General features: G+C 62.0%; 15 protein-coding genes and 2 tRNA genes. 11 read left to right on the top strand and 6 right to left on the bottom strand.

Annotation, left to right across the window (positions count from 1 at the left end):
• The first annotated feature begins 91 nt into the window (after positions 1–91).
• Positions 92–1396: a M23 family metallopeptidase gene (locus ACFOJ9_RS13435; protein ID WP_378979311.1), complete on the top strand. Its 1305-nt coding sequence runs from the start codon at positions 92–94 to the stop codon at positions 1394–1396.
• Positions 1397–1478: 82 nt separating this feature from the next.
• Here the strand turns inward: ACFOJ9_RS13435 and ACFOJ9_RS13430 are convergent, their stop codons facing one another.
• Both ACFOJ9_RS13430 and ACFOJ9_RS13425 read right to left on the bottom strand, forming a co-directional pair.
• Entirely contained in the window at positions 1479–2711 is a 1233-nt protein-coding gene (locus ACFOJ9_RS13430) for a M20 metallopeptidase family protein (RefSeq protein WP_378979310.1), read from the bottom strand.
• Positions 2698–3876, bottom strand: coding sequence for a M24 family metallopeptidase (locus ACFOJ9_RS13425; RefSeq protein ID WP_378979309.1), 1179 nt, complete (start codon positions 3874–3876; stop codon positions 2698–2700). The genes ACFOJ9_RS13430 and ACFOJ9_RS13425 overlap by 14 nt, the downstream gene beginning before the upstream one ends.
• A gap of 224 nt (positions 3877–4100) precedes the next feature.
• Here ACFOJ9_RS13425 and ACFOJ9_RS13420 point away from each other — a divergent pair, with 224 nt between their 5' ends.
• The 6 genes from ACFOJ9_RS13420 to ACFOJ9_RS13395 all read left to right on the top strand — a co-directional run bounded on the left by ACFOJ9_RS13420 (position 4101) and on the right by ACFOJ9_RS13395 (position 9433).
• Positions 4101–5252, top strand: a complete 1152-nt coding sequence (locus ACFOJ9_RS13420; protein ID WP_378979308.1) for an ROK family transcriptional regulator — start codon at positions 4101–4103, stop codon at positions 5250–5252.
• On the top strand, positions 5249–6013 hold the full coding sequence (locus ACFOJ9_RS13415; protein WP_136618750.1) for an ATP-binding cassette domain-containing protein: 765 nt from the start codon (positions 5249–5251) through the stop codon (positions 6011–6013). Before ACFOJ9_RS13420 ends, ACFOJ9_RS13415 begins: the two co-directional genes overlap by 4 nt.
• Positions 6014–6052: 39 nt before the next feature.
• Positions 6053–7093, top strand: coding sequence for a sugar ABC transporter substrate-binding protein (locus ACFOJ9_RS13410; RefSeq protein ID WP_378979307.1), 1041 nt, complete (start codon positions 6053–6055; stop codon positions 7091–7093).
• Between the two features lie 149 nt (positions 7094–7242).
• Positions 7243–8238 (top strand): ABC transporter permease, encoded by a 996-nt coding sequence (locus ACFOJ9_RS13405; protein ID WP_378979306.1) that lies wholly within the window; start codon positions 7243–7245, stop codon positions 8236–8238.
• Positions 8239–8251: 13 nt separating this feature from the next.
• Positions 8252–9022, top strand: a complete 771-nt coding sequence (locus ACFOJ9_RS13400) for an SDR family NAD(P)-dependent oxidoreductase (protein ID WP_378979305.1) — start codon at positions 8252–8254, stop codon at positions 9020–9022.
• Positions 9023–9205: 183 nt separating this feature from the next.
• Positions 9206–9433 (top strand): hypothetical protein, encoded by a 228-nt coding sequence (locus ACFOJ9_RS13395; protein ID WP_378979304.1) that lies wholly within the window; start codon positions 9206–9208, stop codon positions 9431–9433.
• A 30-nt stretch (positions 9434–9463) separates the two neighbouring features.
• Here the strand turns inward: ACFOJ9_RS13395 and ACFOJ9_RS13390 are convergent.
• Positions 9464–9539 (bottom strand) — tRNA-Val (locus tag ACFOJ9_RS13390).
• A gap of 216 nt (positions 9540–9755) precedes the next feature.
• Here ACFOJ9_RS13390 and ACFOJ9_RS13385 point away from each other — a divergent pair.
• From ACFOJ9_RS13385 to ACFOJ9_RS13375, 3 genes are all read left to right on the top strand, one after another.
• Positions 9756–9832, top strand: a tRNA-Asp gene (locus tag ACFOJ9_RS13385).
• A 393-nt stretch (positions 9833–10225) separates the two neighbouring features.
• Positions 10226–10786: a polysaccharide biosynthesis C-terminal domain-containing protein gene (locus tag ACFOJ9_RS13380; RefSeq protein WP_378979303.1), complete on the top strand. Its 561-nt coding sequence runs from the start codon at positions 10226–10228 to the stop codon at positions 10784–10786.
• The gene (locus tag ACFOJ9_RS13375) at positions 10780–11901 is read left to right on the top strand and encodes a glycosyltransferase family 2 protein (RefSeq protein ID WP_378979302.1); all 1122 of its coding nucleotides are present in this window, start codon (positions 10780–10782) and stop codon (positions 11899–11901) included. The genes ACFOJ9_RS13380 and ACFOJ9_RS13375 overlap by 7 nt, the downstream gene beginning before the upstream one ends.
• 60 nt (positions 11902–11961) lie before the next feature.
• Here ACFOJ9_RS13375 and rbsK read toward each other — a convergent pair whose 3' ends face one another.
• The 3 genes from rbsK to ACFOJ9_RS13360 are packed head-to-tail and all read right to left on the bottom strand — an operon-like array spanning position 11962 to position 14443.
• Positions 11962–12906, bottom strand: coding sequence for a ribokinase (gene rbsK, locus ACFOJ9_RS13370; RefSeq protein ID WP_378979301.1), 945 nt, complete (start codon positions 12904–12906; stop codon positions 11962–11964).
• Positions 12907–12910: 4 nt separating this feature from the next.
• Complete coding sequence (locus ACFOJ9_RS13365) at positions 12911–13363, bottom strand: RbsD/FucU family protein (RefSeq protein WP_109669521.1); 453 nt, start codon at positions 13361–13363, stop codon at positions 12911–12913.
• 21 nt (positions 13364–13384) lie between these two features.
• The gene (locus ACFOJ9_RS13360) at positions 13385–14443 is read right to left on the bottom strand and encodes an ABC transporter ATP-binding protein (RefSeq protein WP_378979300.1); all 1059 of its coding nucleotides are present in this window, start codon (positions 14441–14443) and stop codon (positions 13385–13387) included.
• Between the two features lie 289 nt (positions 14444–14732).
• Between ACFOJ9_RS13360 and ACFOJ9_RS13355 the strand changes: the two genes are divergently transcribed.
• On the top strand, positions 14733–16409 hold the full coding sequence (locus ACFOJ9_RS13355; RefSeq protein WP_378979299.1) for an ABC transporter substrate-binding protein: 1677 nt from the start codon (positions 14733–14735) through the stop codon (positions 16407–16409).
• The last annotated feature ends 80 nt before the right edge of the window (positions 16410–16489 follow it).

The raw sequence follows: 16489 nt of genomic DNA, 5'->3' as shown, positions 1-16489 counted from the left end.
TCGCCGACGGCAAGCCGGCGCTGCAAGCCTTTGTTAACCCTAATAATGTGTAATCAAGCAGTCGTGGTGTCGTAAACGAAAGCTTGGTCCCGTGAACGCAACCGGTCAGTCAGCAGTCTTCGGCAGGCGCAAGGAGCCCCATACGGTCATCATCGCCCGGGGCAACGAGATCAGGCACTTCACGATCCGCCCCTGGCTCGTGGCCTTTATCGGCTCGGCGCTCGCCGCCATTGCCATCGGCTACCTGATGGCCACCTCCTATCTCGTGCTGCGCGACGATTTGATCGGCGCCACCACGGCGCGGCAGGCGCGCATGCAGCAAGCCTATGAAGATCGCATTTCGGCGCTTCGCGCCCAGGTCGACCGCATCACCAGCCGCCAGCTGCTCGACCAGCAATTGATGGAAACCAAGGTCAGCGAACTGCTTGAACGCCAGAGCCAGCTGAGCCAGCGTCACGGTCGCCTTGGCCCGCTGCTCGAACGCGCCGAGAACGAAGTCAGCGCGGCGCCAGCCGAAGATCCGGCAGCGGTTGCGAAGCCGGATAAACGCGCCGAAGTGACCGGCAGCATCAACCCACCCGCGCGGAACTATACGGTCGCCAGCCTGAGCGCCGACCTCGGTGCCGGCGACACCAGGCCGTTCTCGCTGTGGTCGACGCGCTCCGATCCGATGCCCAACGATTCAGCCGCAGATCGTGCCGACAAGCTCTTCGTCTCGATCAACCAGTCGCTGAAATCCATCGAAAGCGATCAGCTCACTCGCATCAGCACGCTTGCCGACAACGCCTACAAGAGCGCCGACGCGATCACCCAGGCGCTCGCGGCGGCTGGACTGCCCGTCGACAGCGACTTCGGCAAGGGCGATAGCGATGTCGGCGGACCGCTGATCCCGCTCGACAGTTCGATGATGTTCGACAGCAAGGTCAAGGAACTCGACGAAGCGCTTGACGCGCTCGACCACCTCAAGAAGGAAGCACGCCAGCTGCCGCTGACCAATCCGGCGCCGGGCCGCTCCGTCACCAGCCCGTTCGGCGTGCGCACCGACCCCATCCTCGGTACCGCAGCACTCCATTCCGGCATGGATTTCAGGGCGCCGATCGGCATGGCCGCCAAGGTCACGGCGCCCGGAATCGTCACCAAGGCAGGCTGGAACGGCGGCTATGGCCGCATGGTGGAAGTCGACCATGGCAATGGTTTTGCGACGCGCTACGGGCATCTCAGCGAGATCGACGTGACCGTGGGCGAGAAGCTGGACGCCGGCGCCGTCATCGGCAAGACCGGCAGCAGCGGCCGCTCGACCGGCCCGCATCTGCACTACGAAGTCCGCCACAATGGCGAAGCGATCGATCCCCTGCGCTTTCTCACCGTCGGCAAGAAGGTCGCTCAGTATCTGTAAGCGATTTCGGGATTCTGCTCCATGCGGCCGATGGCCGATCGTGGCCGTTGATGGACCATGAGCGCTTTCCACCGTCCGTTGGTCAGTTTTCCCGTTGCATCGACAGAAACGACGTCGCTGCCGAAACCAGGGTGGCCGCGCCGACCTTCAAGGCGGCCTCGTCAACGCGAAACCGGGCATGATGGAGCGGAAAGACCGATCCGACCTCCTCGTTGCGGATTCCGAGCCGGAAGTAGACCGACGGGCGTTTCTCGCTGTAGTAGCCAAAGTCGTCCGCGATGGTCCATCCAGGCGTGTTGAGAACATTGTCGGCGCCGATACAGGCCGTGGCGCTGGCGACAATCAACTCGGTCATCTCGACATCGTTGACGACGCCGGGTTCGCCCTTGTGGATATCGACCTGCACATTGGCGCCATGGGCCGTCGCTATTGCCTCCAATATCGCACGAACGCGCCGCCAGGACCGCTCGCGGGTGGCGTCGCTGCCGCTGCGGATGGTGCCTTTCAGTGTGACCTTGCCGGCGATCACGTTGTAGGCATTGCCGCCGTTGATGCCGGTGACGGAAATGACCAGCGGATCGTACGGGTCGATCTCGCGCGAGACGATTTTTTGCAGTTCGCTCACCATGGAGCAGGCCACGGCAATCGCATCGATGCCCTCATACGGTTTTGCCGCATGCGCGGCCGAGCCGGTGACGACAACGTCAAATGTATCGCAGGCCAGAGTGTAAGGGCCGGAATTGACGGCGATCTTCCCGGACGGCGAGTACGGATCGACATGGACGCAGATCGCGGCGTCGATGTCGTCGAGAAGCCCCTCTTCCACCACACGCTTGCCGCCCGACGGTTCGTCTTCCTCCGCCGGCTGGAAGATCAGGCGGACTGTTCCGCCAAAACTGTCCCTTGATTGGTGAAGATGCGCGGCAACCGCAAAGGCCATCGATGCGTGGGCGTCGTGGCCGCAGGCATGCATCACGCCGGAATTTATCGAGGCATAGTCGACACCGGACTCCTCCTCGATCGGCAAGGCATCGATGTCGGCGCGAATGGCCACCTTTCGATTTGACGGCTTGCCGGTGCCGACAATATCGACCGCCAGGCCAAAGCCCGCGACGTCGCAAATGTCGGCAATTCCCTGGCCGGCCAGCATCTGCCGCAAATAACTTTGCGTGTTGGCTTCGCGATTCGAAAGCTCCGGATTGCGGTGTAGATGGCGGCGGATCTCGATCATCCGGTCGAGAATTCCGGCATCAATATCGATCGTGCCGGGAATCTCAGAACCGCTCGCCATCACCGGACTCTCAGGATTTGACATGGATCTCTCGCGGGAACTTCGTCAGCGTCTCATTGCCGGTTTCGGTGACCAGGATGGTCTCGCTGATCTCGATGCCCCAGCCGTCCATCCACATGCCGAGGATGGAATGAACGACATTGCCCGGTTCAAGCACCGTCTTGTCGCCCGGCCTGAGGCTGATCGTGTGTTCGCCCCAATCCGGCGGATAGGCAACGCCGATGGAATAGCCGATGCGCGATTCCTTCTTCAACCCATAGCGCTGGATAACCTTGCGCCAGGCGGCTTCGACGGCTTCGGCCGATGTTCCCGGCCTGACCGCATCGAGCACCGCATCCATGCCCTCGATCACCGCTTTGGCCGTATCCGAGACATTTGTCGGCGTTTTGCCGAGTTGCAGGGTTCTTGCCAGTCCGGCGGCATAGCGGCGGCAGACGCCGGCGAGTTCCAGGGCAATCGTCTCGTTTTCTCCGAACCGCCTGTCGCTCCACATGATGTGCGGTGCTGAAGCATTCTCGCCGCCGAGAATAGTCGGCGGTAGCGCGGTGATATCCCCCGCGAAGTCCGGGCTGCCGGCGATCTGCGCCGCCTGGATGGCGGCAATGGCATCGCATTCACGAACACCTGGCGCGATCACCTCGAAGGCCCGCGCGACCGCCGCTTCGGCCAGGGTTGACGCCTTGCGCAAATAGGCGATCTCGGGCGCCGATTTGACCGCGCGGATCCAGTTCACCAGGAGATCGGCATCATGCCATTTTGCATTGGGAAGTCCGGCGACAAGCCGGGCATGCGCTTTCGGGGAGAAATAGTAGGCTTCGAGCTCGATGCCGATGTGTCTGATACCCCAGCCCTTCGACACGATCCAATTCGCGATCCAGTCCATGGGATGGCGATCGACGCGCTGAACGTGGTCTTCCGGGAAGCCAACCACGTTTTCCGGCTTCATCCAGGCTGTCAAAAGACCGCCGGCCGCATCCATGGCGCGCCCGATCCAGACCGGCTCGACGTCTTCGACTGGAACGAGCACCACCTGGGGCGTGTAGAATGACCAGCCATCATAGCCGGTGATGTAATGCTGGTTGGCAACGTCGTTGACAACCAGGAGCTCGAGACCGCGCTTGGCCATCTCGGTGCGGATCTTGCGCAGCCGCTGTTGGTACTCGTCGCGGGCAAACGGCAATTCGATCATCTTTGCTCCATGCTTTGTCGGATCAACGGTCGAGGGGTTCGCCCACCTTTGAAACGGTTTCGACATGACGGCAATCAGCCAGGGCGGCGCGTGAGCAGGTCCTGAGCCGAATACGTCCATACCTGGCCTTTTCTGGATTTGTGTTTCACCATCATTTATTTTTGAATTCCATTTGACTGAATAAATAAGCGGTGCCAAGTTACGCTCTCCAAGGGGCGCACGTCATGGGACTGCGGGGGACCAATCAGGAGTTCGGGCGGCCGTACAACCGGCGCATCGTGCTTGAGTCCATCCGCCTTCATGGACCGATCGCCCGCGGCGAGATTGCCAGGCGTGTCGGGCTCACCGTCCAGACGGTGTCGACCATCGTTCGCGAACTGGAAGATCAGGGCTACATCCTGTCGCTGCGCGAAGAGCCGAAGGGGCGCGGCCTGCCGCCGGCGACCCTGCGCATCAACCCCGAGGGGGGCTATGCCGTCGGCGTCCACATCACCCCGCTCGGTATCAGTGCCGCCTTGATCAATCTCAGCGGCGACGTGATCGAGAGCACCTATCGCGAAGCTCCGAACGCGGCGCCGGACCATGCCTTCGAGCTGATCGGGGCGATGGTGGTCGAATTGACCAGACTGCGGGCTGGCGGACGGGTACTCGGGGTCGGCTTGGCCCTGCCCGGACCGTTCGACGTCGAATCCATGAGTTTCGTCGGCCCGACCACCATGACCGGCTGGAAGGATGTGGCGCTGCGCGAGCGGCTGGCGGCCTCGACCGGATTGCCGGCCTTCTTTGAAACCGATATGGCCGCGGCCGCCATGGGCGAGCGCCTCTACGGCCTCGGAGCCCAGTTTTCCGAGTACTACTATCTCTATTTCGGCGTCGGCCTTGGCGGTGTCATGGTGCATGACGGCGGCGCCTTGCGCGGTGCCTGGGGAAATGCCGGCGAGGTCGGACACATTCCCGTCGTTCCCGGCGGCGAGGCTTGCCCATGCGGCAATAGCGGCTGCCTCGAAAGATACCTCTCGCTCGAGGCGCTCCGGCGCTGGAACGGCAGCGAGGCCGACTGGGTGGCTGAAGTCGGCCCGATCTTCCACAATGCCGTCGCCATCATCGAGAACCTGTTCGACCCGGAGACGGTCATCCTCGGCGGGCTGGCATCTACCGATCTGCTCGAAATGCTGGCTGGTTCGGCGGGAGGCCTGCACAACTCCGTTTCGGCACGGAAGGACCGCACGACGCCTCGAATTCTCGTCGCGCGCGGCGGGCAACATTCAGTGTTGCGCGGCGCCGCCGCCCTTGCGGTTTCGGGGGTGTTGTCACCCCGCTTCGGGCAGATGTTCGCTGCCGAACGCGTTCTCAAAGCCAGGGAGATTGCGGCATGAACGAACCCCTGCTGGTGCTCGACAACGTCACCAAGAACTATGGCGCGATCGAAGCGCTCAAGGGGATCAGCTTCTCGATCGGCAAGGGCGAGGTCGTGGCGCTGCTGGGCGACAACGGCGCCGGCAAATCGACGCTGGTCAAGATCATCGCCGGCGGGCTGGAGCCGACCTCGGGCCGCATGCTGTTCGAGGGCAAGGAGTTTCTTGCCCGGTCGCCCGCCGAGGCCAAGGCGGCGGGCATCGAGACCGTCTATCAGGACCTGTCGCTGTGCACCAATGTCGACGTGGTCGCCAATTTCTTCATGGGCCGCGAGATCACCCGGAAGGTTTTTGGCATTCCCGTGCTCGACGAGCGCGCCATGGAAGCCGTCGTCGGAAAGGCACTGGCCAGCGCCGGCACCCGCATCCCTTCGCTACGCGCCAATGTCGAGCATCTTTCGGGCGGCCAGCGGCAAGCCATCGAGCTGAACCGGTTCGTCCATTGGGGCGGCAAGCTGGTGCTGCTCGATGAACCGTTCGCAGCCCTTGGCGTCGAACAGACGCGGCGCGGTCTCGACATGATCCGCCAGGTGGCGAACCAGGGCATCGGCGTCGTCATCATCACCCATATCATGCAGCAGGCCTTCCAGGTCGCCGACCGGATCGTGGTGATCCGGCAAGGCGTCGTGGCCGGCGATGTCGCACGCAACAAAACAAGTCCCGATGCGGTGATCAACATGATCACCGGTGAGACGCTTGCCGGTGCCGGACCGGCGGGCTGAGGGACAAAAGAGGGGTCCGGCTTAAGAGGAGCGAACGACATGAAGCGAATACTTCTTGCTGTCTTCGGTATCCTGGCACTGGCCTTTGCCACGCTCACGCCGGCATTCGCCCAGTCCAAGGGTATCGTCTACTATATGGTGCCGACCCTGCTGGATGAGTTCCAGACCGGCTCGGTGAGCGCGCTGGAGCTGTTCCTGAAGCAGACCGGCTACGAGATGAAGACGCTGAACGCCGACAACAAGACCGACGCCCAGCAATCGCAGATGAACGACGTCATCGCGCTGAAGCCGGCGGCCATCATCCTTGCCGCCGTCGATTTCAATGCACTGAAGCCGTCCATTGAAGCCGCCCGCGCGGCCGGCATCCCGGTGGTCGAGTTCGACCGCCAGATCACGTCGACGCCGTCCGACTTCACCTCTGTCGCCGGAACCGTCGAGATCGGCTACGTCGCCGCCGACCAGGCCGAGAAGCTGCTGAAGGCAAAGCACGGCTCGGTGAAGGGCAAGGTGCTGCAGGTGCTCGGCGACCCGGGTGACCCCTATACGCTCGACATCCAGAAGGGCTTTGAGGAGAAGATGAAGGCGTTTCCAGACGTCAAGATCATCTCGCTTCCGGCCATGCAGTGGGAGGCCAGCAATGCCGGCACCATCGTTGCCGACCAGATGCTGGCGAACCCCGACATCGACCTGATCTTCAGCCATGCCGCGCACCTTTCGGTCGCTGCCGTCGCCTCGCTCGAGGCGGCCGGCAAGAAGCCGGGCGACGTCATGCTGATGAGCTCAAACGGCGCTCCGGTCGGCCTCGACCTGATCCGCAAGGGCTGGCTCAACGTCGAAGTCGAGCAGCCGCTCTACGCACAGGCCGCGGCTGTCGCCATGTTCATGGACAAGGTCGTCAAGAAGGAAGAGATCAAGCCCGGCGAATACGATGTGCTCGGCCTGAAATCGACCGTCACCAAGGAAGCCTGGGGTCCGAATATCAAGATTCCCGGTGCCGCCATCACCAAGGAGAACGTCGACAACCCGGCCTTCTGGGGCAACCAGAAGCCGCCGACGGACACCGTCAAGTCGGTCGAATAGTTATCTAGAAGCGCTCCGGGCCGTAGCGGCCCGGAGCCTGCCCTTTCACAACGCCGCGTCCGAAAGGACGCCGTGGCGAATTTGAATCCGCGCCCGAACCCGACGAAATCGAATTGATTTCGCGGGGCATGCGCCAACCGGATCAGCCCATGAACCCGCGCACACGCAAAGCCCTGGAGTTCGTTCTCGACAACCTCGTCTGGTTCATGCTGCTGTTCGTGCTGGTGGTCTTCTCCATCTTCGTCCCGAACTATTTCCAGCTCGGCATCTTCGCCAACATCATCGAGGCTTCCAGCGTGCTTGGCGTCATGTCGATCGGCCTGGCACTGGTCATCATCGCCGGCCACATGGACCTGTCCGTCGAATCCGTGGCGGCGCTCAGCGCCATGGCGGTCGGCATCCTGTTCTGCTCGTCGGGCATCGGCATGGGCGTGCAGCTGCATCCCGAATGGCTGATGGTTCCGGTTTCGCTGCTCGTTGCGCTGGCCGTCGGCGGCCTCATCGGCGCCTTCAACGGCTATCTGGTGGTCAAGGTGAAGATGAGCGCCTTCATCATCACGCTGGCGTCCTACATCTGGGTGCGCGGTCTGGTGCTGGTGATTTCGGGCGGCCGCTCGGCGCAGGACCTGGCGCCGGCCATCCGCTGGTTCGGCATCCAGCGCCTTATCGGCCTGCCGCTCACCGCCTGGATCGCGGTTGGCTGCTTCGTGGTCTTTTCGCTGATCATGGCCAAAACGCCGTTTGGTCGCCATCTCATCATGATCGGCGGCAACGAGACGGCAACCTTCCGCGCCGGCATCCGGGTGAACCGCAATCTCATCATCGCCTTCGTGCTGGCCGGCGCCATCGCCGGCCTTGCCGGCTGGCTGCTGGCGATCCGCACCTCGGGCGCCACCGCCAATCTCGGCGTCGGCCTTTTGTTCAACGCCTTCGCCGCCGTCGTCATCGGCGGCGTCAGTCTCAAAGGCGGCGTCGGCACCCTCCCCGGCGTCTATGCCGGCGTGCTTTTGCTCTCGGCCATCAACACGGCGATCAACCTGATGGGCCTGCCGGCCAACTTCACCCAGGTGATCCATGGCCTGCTGGTGCTGGCCGCCGTGCTGCTCGACGCTTTCAAGCAAACCATCCGCCAAAGACTCGCATGACAGGACGGCTCGCATGACCAATCGGTTACAAGACAAGGTGGCGCTGATCATCGGCAGCGCCCGCGGCATCGGCAAGGGCATCGCGCTGCGCTTTGCCGAGGAAGGCGCGAGGCTGGTGCTGGCCGACACCGAGGTCGAGGCCGGGCAAGCGACCGCGGACGAGCTGGGCGCCCCCTTCATCCGCACCGACATCTCTCAAATGAGCGATGCCGAGGCCGCCGTGGCGCTGGCGCTCAAACTCCATGGCCGCCTCGACATCATCGTGCAGAATGCCGGCATCTATCCCTGGCAGCTGATCGAGAACACCAGCGCCGACGACTGGGATCGGGTCATGGAGGTCAATTTGCGCGGCACCTTCAATGCCAGCCGCGCGGCCCTGGTGCCGATGAAGGCGCAAGGCTTTGGCCGCATGCTCTACACCTCGTCCATCACCGGTCCGCATGTCACCAGCCCGGGCCATGGCCACTATTCTGCCAGCAAGGCCGGCATCAACGGTTTCATCCGCGCCGCAGCGCTCGAATTCTCCGGCTATGGCATCACCGTCAACGGTGTCGAACCCGGCAACATCCTGACCGAAGCGATTGAGCTGCATCGCGGCGCGGCCTATATCAAGAACATGGAGGACTCCATCCCGCTCGGCCGCCTCGGCAGCCCGCGCGACGTGGCCAATGCCTTCCTGTTCCTCGCTTCCGACGATGCCAGCTACATCACCGGCACGACCATTATCGTCGACGGCGGGCAGCTGCTGCCCGAGGGCAATGATTTCCGGCTGTTGCCGCCTTGATCGTTGCAGGAATGACGATGGACTGCTGAGTTTTCTGACCACGAACGGGAATGAGGCCGTAACTTCAAGCGACAGATTCGTCGCCCGCGCGTTAGTTGCCAATATTCCCTCACAAGTTGTAACGGAACAACTTCGCATCTCAAAGGTTGTTCATCAAGTGCTGATCAACGGGGATGTTTGGGAATGGCGGACGAAATCAGAACCAGTCATATCTACCAGCGGGCTCATGCTTTGGCAGAGGGCGGTGTCCACCACTCGCCAGCCGAGATCGTGGCCGCATTGCTGGCTGAGGGTTATCCGGAAGCCGCCGAGTTGTTGAACTCCAGAAACATCCATGCCGATCTGCTGCGGGTTTGTGACGCGGCGGCAAATGGACAGCCAGGCACTCCATACCGCGGGCTTCGCCATTGACGCGGCAGTGGATGGATTGTGTGATTGGAATGGTGGGCGATGACGGGCTCGAACCGCCGACATCTTCGGTGTAAACGAAGCGCTCTACCAACTGAGCTAATCGCCCGCTCCGGGCCGGACCTTTAAGCGGTCAGGGTCGGCTTCGCAAGGCCAAATGAGCGCAGGACGCCCTGGTTGGATGCCGGTTTTGCCAACAAAACGCCGGCTGTCAAAAAACCTTCTCCTGTTTGCTGTTATGCTGTCCTGTCACGCTTGACACCCGGTGGCGAACCCCTTATCCAGCGCCCCAACGACGAACACGGCTGACACGTGTTCGCCATGCGCGGGTGTAGCTCAGTTGGTTAGAGTGCCGGCCTGTCACGCCGGAGGTCGCGGGTTCGAGCCCCGTCACTCGCGCCATTTCTCTCAAGGGATACAAGCCCTTGGCTTCGGAGAAATGTCGACATTGTTGTCAAAAAATCATCTTGGATGAGGCAACTCGGATTGTCTCGGATCTGAGTTTGGTCTCCCCAGCATAGACCCAGGAACCGCCTCTGCAACGTCGGCATTGACGGCGCCGCGCTCTGGTCGCGTCAACCGGCGCAAGCAAGGCGCCGCCCAAATCCTGTCAATGGCACGCCGGCGCGCACCTGCACGTCTGGCCATCCCCTGCCTCCGATCCCATCAAAAACTCCAACCGCCCCCGAAAAAGTCATCATGGCTGCACGAACCTGTTAGCCCGATCAGGACATCCATCGAAAATTGTGAGAGGAAGGTCGATCTGAAGGCGGTCAAACAGCGGGGACTTTGTTCATGAGCGATCACACCAGCCTGAATCTTCTGGAGACCACACTTGACGCCGCTCAGCAGGATCAACGGACTCTGGACGAGCAGCGGCAAAGCACTACGCCTCTTGTGGACGGCATGTCCTTTTTCGACAGCATCCGGCACATTGACGACCGCGGCAGCGTCACGGAGATCTATGACCCGCGCTGGGGTTGGCATGCCGACCCGCTGGTCTTTTCCTACATGTTCACAATTCGCCCTGGCTTGGTGAAAGGGTGGGGCCTGCACAAGCTGCACGAGGACCGCTATTTTGTGATCAGCGGCGAGATGGAACTAGTCCTTTATGACCCTCGCCCCGAATCCAGCACATACGGCAAGATTTCGAAGGTTTACCTCTCCGGCAATCGTCCACGCCTGGTCAATATTCCGAAATTTGTCTGGCATGCCGACCGAAACATCGGAACATCCGACTTGGTCGCCATCAATTTCCCAACGATACAATACGATCACTCGAATCCCGACAAGTACCGGCTGCCCATCGACACCGATCTCATTCCCCATGATTTCGGCAGCGCCAAGGGATGGTGAGCAAGCCCCGCTTTTCCATCCTCATGCCGACGCACTCGCGCGTGGATGTCATCGGCATGGCCATCCAATCGGTTCTGGATCAAACCGTCGAAGACTTTGAGCTTCTGGTCGTCGGCGACGGCTGCGCGCGCGGCACGGCCGAGGTGGTCGAAGCCTTTCAGGACGCCCGCATTCGCTTCTTCGATTTGCCCAAGGCGCCGAACTTTGGCTACGCGAACCGCAACATCGCGCTGCGCGAGGCACGCGGCGAGCTGATTGGCTTTGCCGCCGATGACGATCTCCTGTTTCCGGATCATTTTGAGATCCTGGCGGATGGCCTCAAAAATGGGGCTGCCATCGCGTACAGTCAGGCGCTGTGGGTTTCCACCGATGGCATCGCAGCACCCTTCCTGACCAATCTGGAACTGGCCGACGAGTTCAGGGTGTTCACGGAGGTCGGCAACACGATACCCGCCACTTGCTTCCTGTATCGGGCTGATTGCCTGCCTTCGCGAGATGTCTGGCCGGAAGACGTCGCATCGGCCGGGGACTGGCAATTGTGGCGGCGAATCATGCGCGAGAACCCGCGAAATCCCTTCACCTATTGCCGCGTTCCAACCGTCCTGCATTTCAGCGCCCTATGGAAAAATTCGCGTCACTCCCAGGCATCGCAACTGGCTATTTTTCTTGATATCGCGGACAGAGCCGGCTGGTGGCCTTCAGCCTTGCGCGTCTGGATACCGAACGCCAGCAAGGAACAATCCGAGTACTCGCGTCTCATGCGCGTTGATCCCGCGGCTTGGAGCGAGCAGATGCGCCGTGCCGTCGACGATCTGGTAGCGCGGCTTGCCTGGGAGGATGTGCAAACGATCCGACCGATGCTTGCAAGCGCTGAAGCCGAGAAGGCGACGGTGCATTCTGAAATCTCAAGGTTGCGTAATGAGCTTGAGGCGGCCCACCAAAGCAGCGCCGAGTTGCAGAGCGCCGCTTCGGATGCAAGGAACGAGAAGGACGAGATCGAACAAACGCTGCAAGCGTGCCAGATGCAAATCGCAGCCTTGCATCAGTCCAGAAGCTGGCGCTTCACAGGCCCGCTGCGCAAGATCTCCACAAGCTTGCGTTCGAAAAAATCATAGGGCTCAAAGCCATAAGATCAGGCCGGAGGCGGCGTCAGCGGCCAGTCAGCCAAGCCGATCTCATCCCCTCGCCAGCAGCGCCTCGACCTCCTGCAGCGTCGGCATCGACGGCGCGGTCCCTGGTCGCGTCACGGAAATTCCGGCGACGGCGCAAGCGAAGCGCACCGCTTGCAGCGGCTCCACGCCCCGCGACAACGCGGCGGCCAGCCCACCATTGAAGGCATCGCCTGCCCCTGTGGTTTCGACCACGGCGCCCGCACTGACGGCGGGAACATGGTCGGAGCGGTCCTTCGAGTGCAACAGCGCACCCTTGTCACCCAGCGTGACGATGACCGTGCCGACGCCCTTTTCAAGCAGCTTGTCCGCGGCACGGCGCGCCTCGTCGACCGAGGACACCTTCATCCCGGTCAATTCCTCCGTTTCCGTCTCATTGGGCGTGAGGTAGTCGCAGAGCGTGTAGATGCGGTCGGAAAGCTTTGCCGCCGGGGCCGGGTTGAGGATCGTCATCACCCCTGCCCCACGCGCGATCTCCAGCGCCCGCATGGCTGCTTCGATCGGCTGTTCGAGTTGGGTGACGAAGACGCCGGCACCGCTGATCAGCGCGGCATTGGCCTCGATATCGGCTGGCGAGATCAGCATGGCAGCACCGGGGCTGACGATGATGGCGTTGTTGCCGGTCGTCTCCTCGACAAAGATGTAGGCCGCACCGGTGTAGCTTTCCGGCGTGTCGATGACGGCATTCTTGACGCCCGCCTGCGCCCAGGTCTGCCTCGCCATGTCGGCGAAGGGATCGACGCCGAGGCGGGTGAGGAAGGTGACGTCGGCGCCGAGCTTGCCGGCGGCGACCGCCTGGTTCGAGCCCTTGCCGCCCGGCCCCAGCGTGAAGGATGTGCCGAGGATAGTTTCGCCCATGCGCGGCTGGCGCTGCGCCCTGTAGGCGGTGTCGGCGACGAACACACCCAATATGACGACAGGCTTCATGACGACCGGCTTACCCGAAGCCATGCCGCTATTCCGCATCCGGCGGCACGACGCCTTTGCGGAAGGCGAAGCAGCCATAGAAGCGGCGTTCGCCGGTCTGGATGACGCAATAGGCCTGTTTGGCGCGCTCGTAGAAGGCGTAGCGCTCGACCGCTATCATCGGCCACGACTTGCCCTCGGCCTTGTCGACTTCCTTCTGCACCTCTTTCTGCACAGCCGGAATCTCGTCCGGCTTGCCGACGATCTCCATGCGCGCGGCTGAGTCGTCGACGAATGTATCCAGAGGGTAGAGCGACAGCACCGCCTTTGCCACCTCGGCGGCCGAGGCATCGATGCGCAGCAGGCGGCCGAGCGCGGTCTGGCGCGCCACCGAATCGGACGGAAAATTGGTGTCGGCGATGATCAGATCATCGCCATGCCCCATTGCCCGCAATGCCTGCAGCACGTCGGCATTGAGCAGCGGGTTGATGCCTTTGAGCATAATAGTCCTCGTGAGTTGGGATCAGAGACGCTTGCCGGTCTCGGCGTCAAAAAGATGGATCTGGTCGAGCCGCGGCTTCAGCTTGAGCGTATCGCCCGGCTTGAAGTCGTGACGCTCGCGAAACAGCGCCACCATCTCGCCTTCGCCGAAGCGCAGGAACACCAGCGTTTCCGAGCCGGTCGGCTCGACCACCGAAATCTTCGCCGGCACGCCATCGGGATGGATCTCGAGATGTTCCGGGCGCACGCCATAGACGACGGCCTGGCCGTCCTGCGCGGCATTGCCTGGTGCAATCGGAAACAGCGTGCCCGCGATCTCGACACCGGGCTTGGCACCCTTGCGCATGACACCCTTGAGCAGGTTCATCGAAGGCGAACCAATGAAGCCGGCGACAAACAGATTGACCGGCCGGTCGAACAGTTCGAGCGGCGCGCCGACCTGCTCGATACGACCGTCGCGCATGACGACGATCTTGTCGGCCATGGTCATGGCTTCGATCTGGTCGTGGGTGACGTAGATGGTGGTGGTCTTCAGCCGCTGGTGCAGTTCCTTGATCTCGGTGCGCATCTGCACGCGCAGCTTGGCGTCGAGATTGGAGAGCGGTTCGTCGAACAGGAACACTTGCGGATTGCGCACGATGGCGCGGCCCATCGCCACGCGCTGGCGCTGGCCGCCGGAGAGTTGGCGGGGATAGCGCTTCAGATAGGGATTGAGGTCGAGGATATCGGCGGCGCGCTTGACCCGCTCGGCGACCACGGCCGGATCGGTCTTCCGCAGCTTGAGCGCAAAGGCCATGTTCTGCTCGACCGTCTTGTGCGGATAGAGCGCATAGTTCTGGAACACCATGGCGATGTCGCGCTTGGCCGGCGGCAGATGATTGACGACGCGGTCGCCGATGGCAATCGTGCCGGAGGAGACGGTTTCCAGCCCGGCCACCATCCTGAGCAGCGTGGACTTGCCGCAACCCGAAGGGCCAACCAGGACCACGAACTGTCCGTCTGCGATATCGACGCTGACTTCGTGCAGAACCTTGACCGTTCCAAAGGCTTTGGCCACCTTGCTGATCGCGACTTGCGCCATATCTCCCCCATCGGCTCCATTAGCCGTAGGCGCAGAAGCTAACCAACGCGACCGGTCAGGGCAAGTCAGTCCCTTATAGATAAAAACCCGTTCTCGTTGACACGGCGTTTGGTTGTGAGAATAGTGGCAGGCGCTGGTCAAAATGTCGGTACCCGATCCGCTATCGGAACTTCAATCGACGCAGGGTGGGGTCCTGCCTAATTCGTTTCCGAACCGGGAGCATCGTTGGCGCTCCAGCGTCCGACAGTTGGCCGATTTATTCACACTGATGTTCTGGGAGGAATAGGCGATGAGAACGGGTCTTTACGAGAAACTGGTTCGTGCCGGCGCCACAAGGCGCGACATATTGAAGGGTGCGGCCAGCATGGCCGCAATCGCGGCCGCATCCGGCGCCGGGCTTGGCGCCTTGACGCGCCCGGCTTCCGCGGCAAGCGAACTGCGCACCAAAATCCTGCAGATCCCCGGCGTCGGCAAAGGCCAGCCGACAGATGCCGACTTCCAGAAAGTCGGCGAGCTCTGCCTCGAAGCGACCAAGGCCAACGTCAAGGAAGGCGAATTCGCCGGCGTCGAGCTCTCCTTCATGGGCCTCAACAACCAGAACCTGCACAATGTGCTTTTCCGCGGCTTCCTGAAGCCGTGGGAGGCCTATACCGGCGCCAAGATCAACTGGATCGACCTTGCACAGGCGGACTACAATCCGCGCCTGCAGCAGGCCATCGCCACGAACACAATCGACTTTGATATCGTCGAGATGGGCGCGCCCTTCGAAGGCGACGTCTGCGGCAAGGGCCTGACCTCTGAGATGCCCGACTGGGTCAGGAAGCAGATCGATATGGACGATCTGGTGGCCTATCTGAAGCCGCCGGTCGGCACCTGGAACGGCAAGCAATATCGCGTGACCGTCGACGGAGACGCGCACAACTTCAACTACCGCACCGACGTGTTCTCCGACTCTGATCTGGCAGCAGCCTGGAAAGCCGATAGCGGCGACAAGTCGGGCCTAACGGAATGGGGCGTGCCGAAGACCTGGCAGCAGGTGCAGGCAGTGACCAAGTTCCTCAAGGGCAAGCAGATGAAGGGCCAGGACGTCTACGGCTACCTCGACGCGCCCAAGGCATGGGGTGGATTCGGCTTCTACTTCCTCGGCAGCCGTGCCAGTGCTTATGCCAAGCACCCTGATGACAAAGCGTGGCTGTTCGACGCCGACACGATGAAGCCGCGCATCAACAACCCGGCTTGGGTGCGGGCGATCCAGGACGTGATCGACGCGCTGCCTTCCGAACCGCAGGATCAAATCAATGCCGACCCGAACCAGACCTGTTTCTCCCAATTCTTGGGCGGCACTGGTTCGATGCTGGCTTGGTGGGGAGACGCTGGCTCGAATGCGAAGACTAACGACTCCTCGGTCGTCGGCGACGTCACAGGCTTCTCGATCCTGCCAGGCTCTGACGATGTCTATAATTCGAAGACAGGCGCCTGGGACAAGCTCGCAAGCGGCCCGAACTATGCGCCGAACTGCGCCTATATCGGCTGGGGGGTCTACGTCATGGCCCGCGTCGACAGCGACGAGAAGAAGAAAAAGGCAGCCTGGTCGGCGGCAGCCCATCTCGGCGGCAAAGACCTGTCGCTTTGGTGCGCAGCGTATCCGTCGGGCTTCCAGCCTTACCGCAACAGCCATTTCGATATTCCGGAGTGGGTGGCGGCCGGCTACGACGAGGCGTTCATCACCTCGTATCTCAAGTCGGAATCCGACAGCTACAACCATCCGAACGCGGCGATCGAGCCACGCATCCCCGGCATCTTCCAATATTACAGCGCCGCCGAGGACATCCTAGCCAACACCTTCGCTGGCAAGATGAAGGCGCAAGAAGGCGCCGATGCCATTGCGGCGGCCTGGGAGAAGTTGACCGACCAGATCGGCCGCGACAACCAGATCAAGCTCTACAAGGCGTCGCTCGGCATGTAGGCTATGTGAAACCGTGGTCCGGCGGCAACGCCGGACCACACCAGACGGCTCCGGCTCCTCGATGAGCCTTCAAACGGGCG

Origin of the sequence: Mesorhizobium cantuariense (genome assembly GCF_042647205.1) — a bacterium.
Lineage (GTDB): Bacteria > Pseudomonadota > Alphaproteobacteria > Rhizobiales > Rhizobiaceae > Mesorhizobium > Mesorhizobium cantuariense.
Note: the sequence above shows the minus strand (reverse complement) of the source record. Positions and strands in the feature narration are given on the sequence as shown.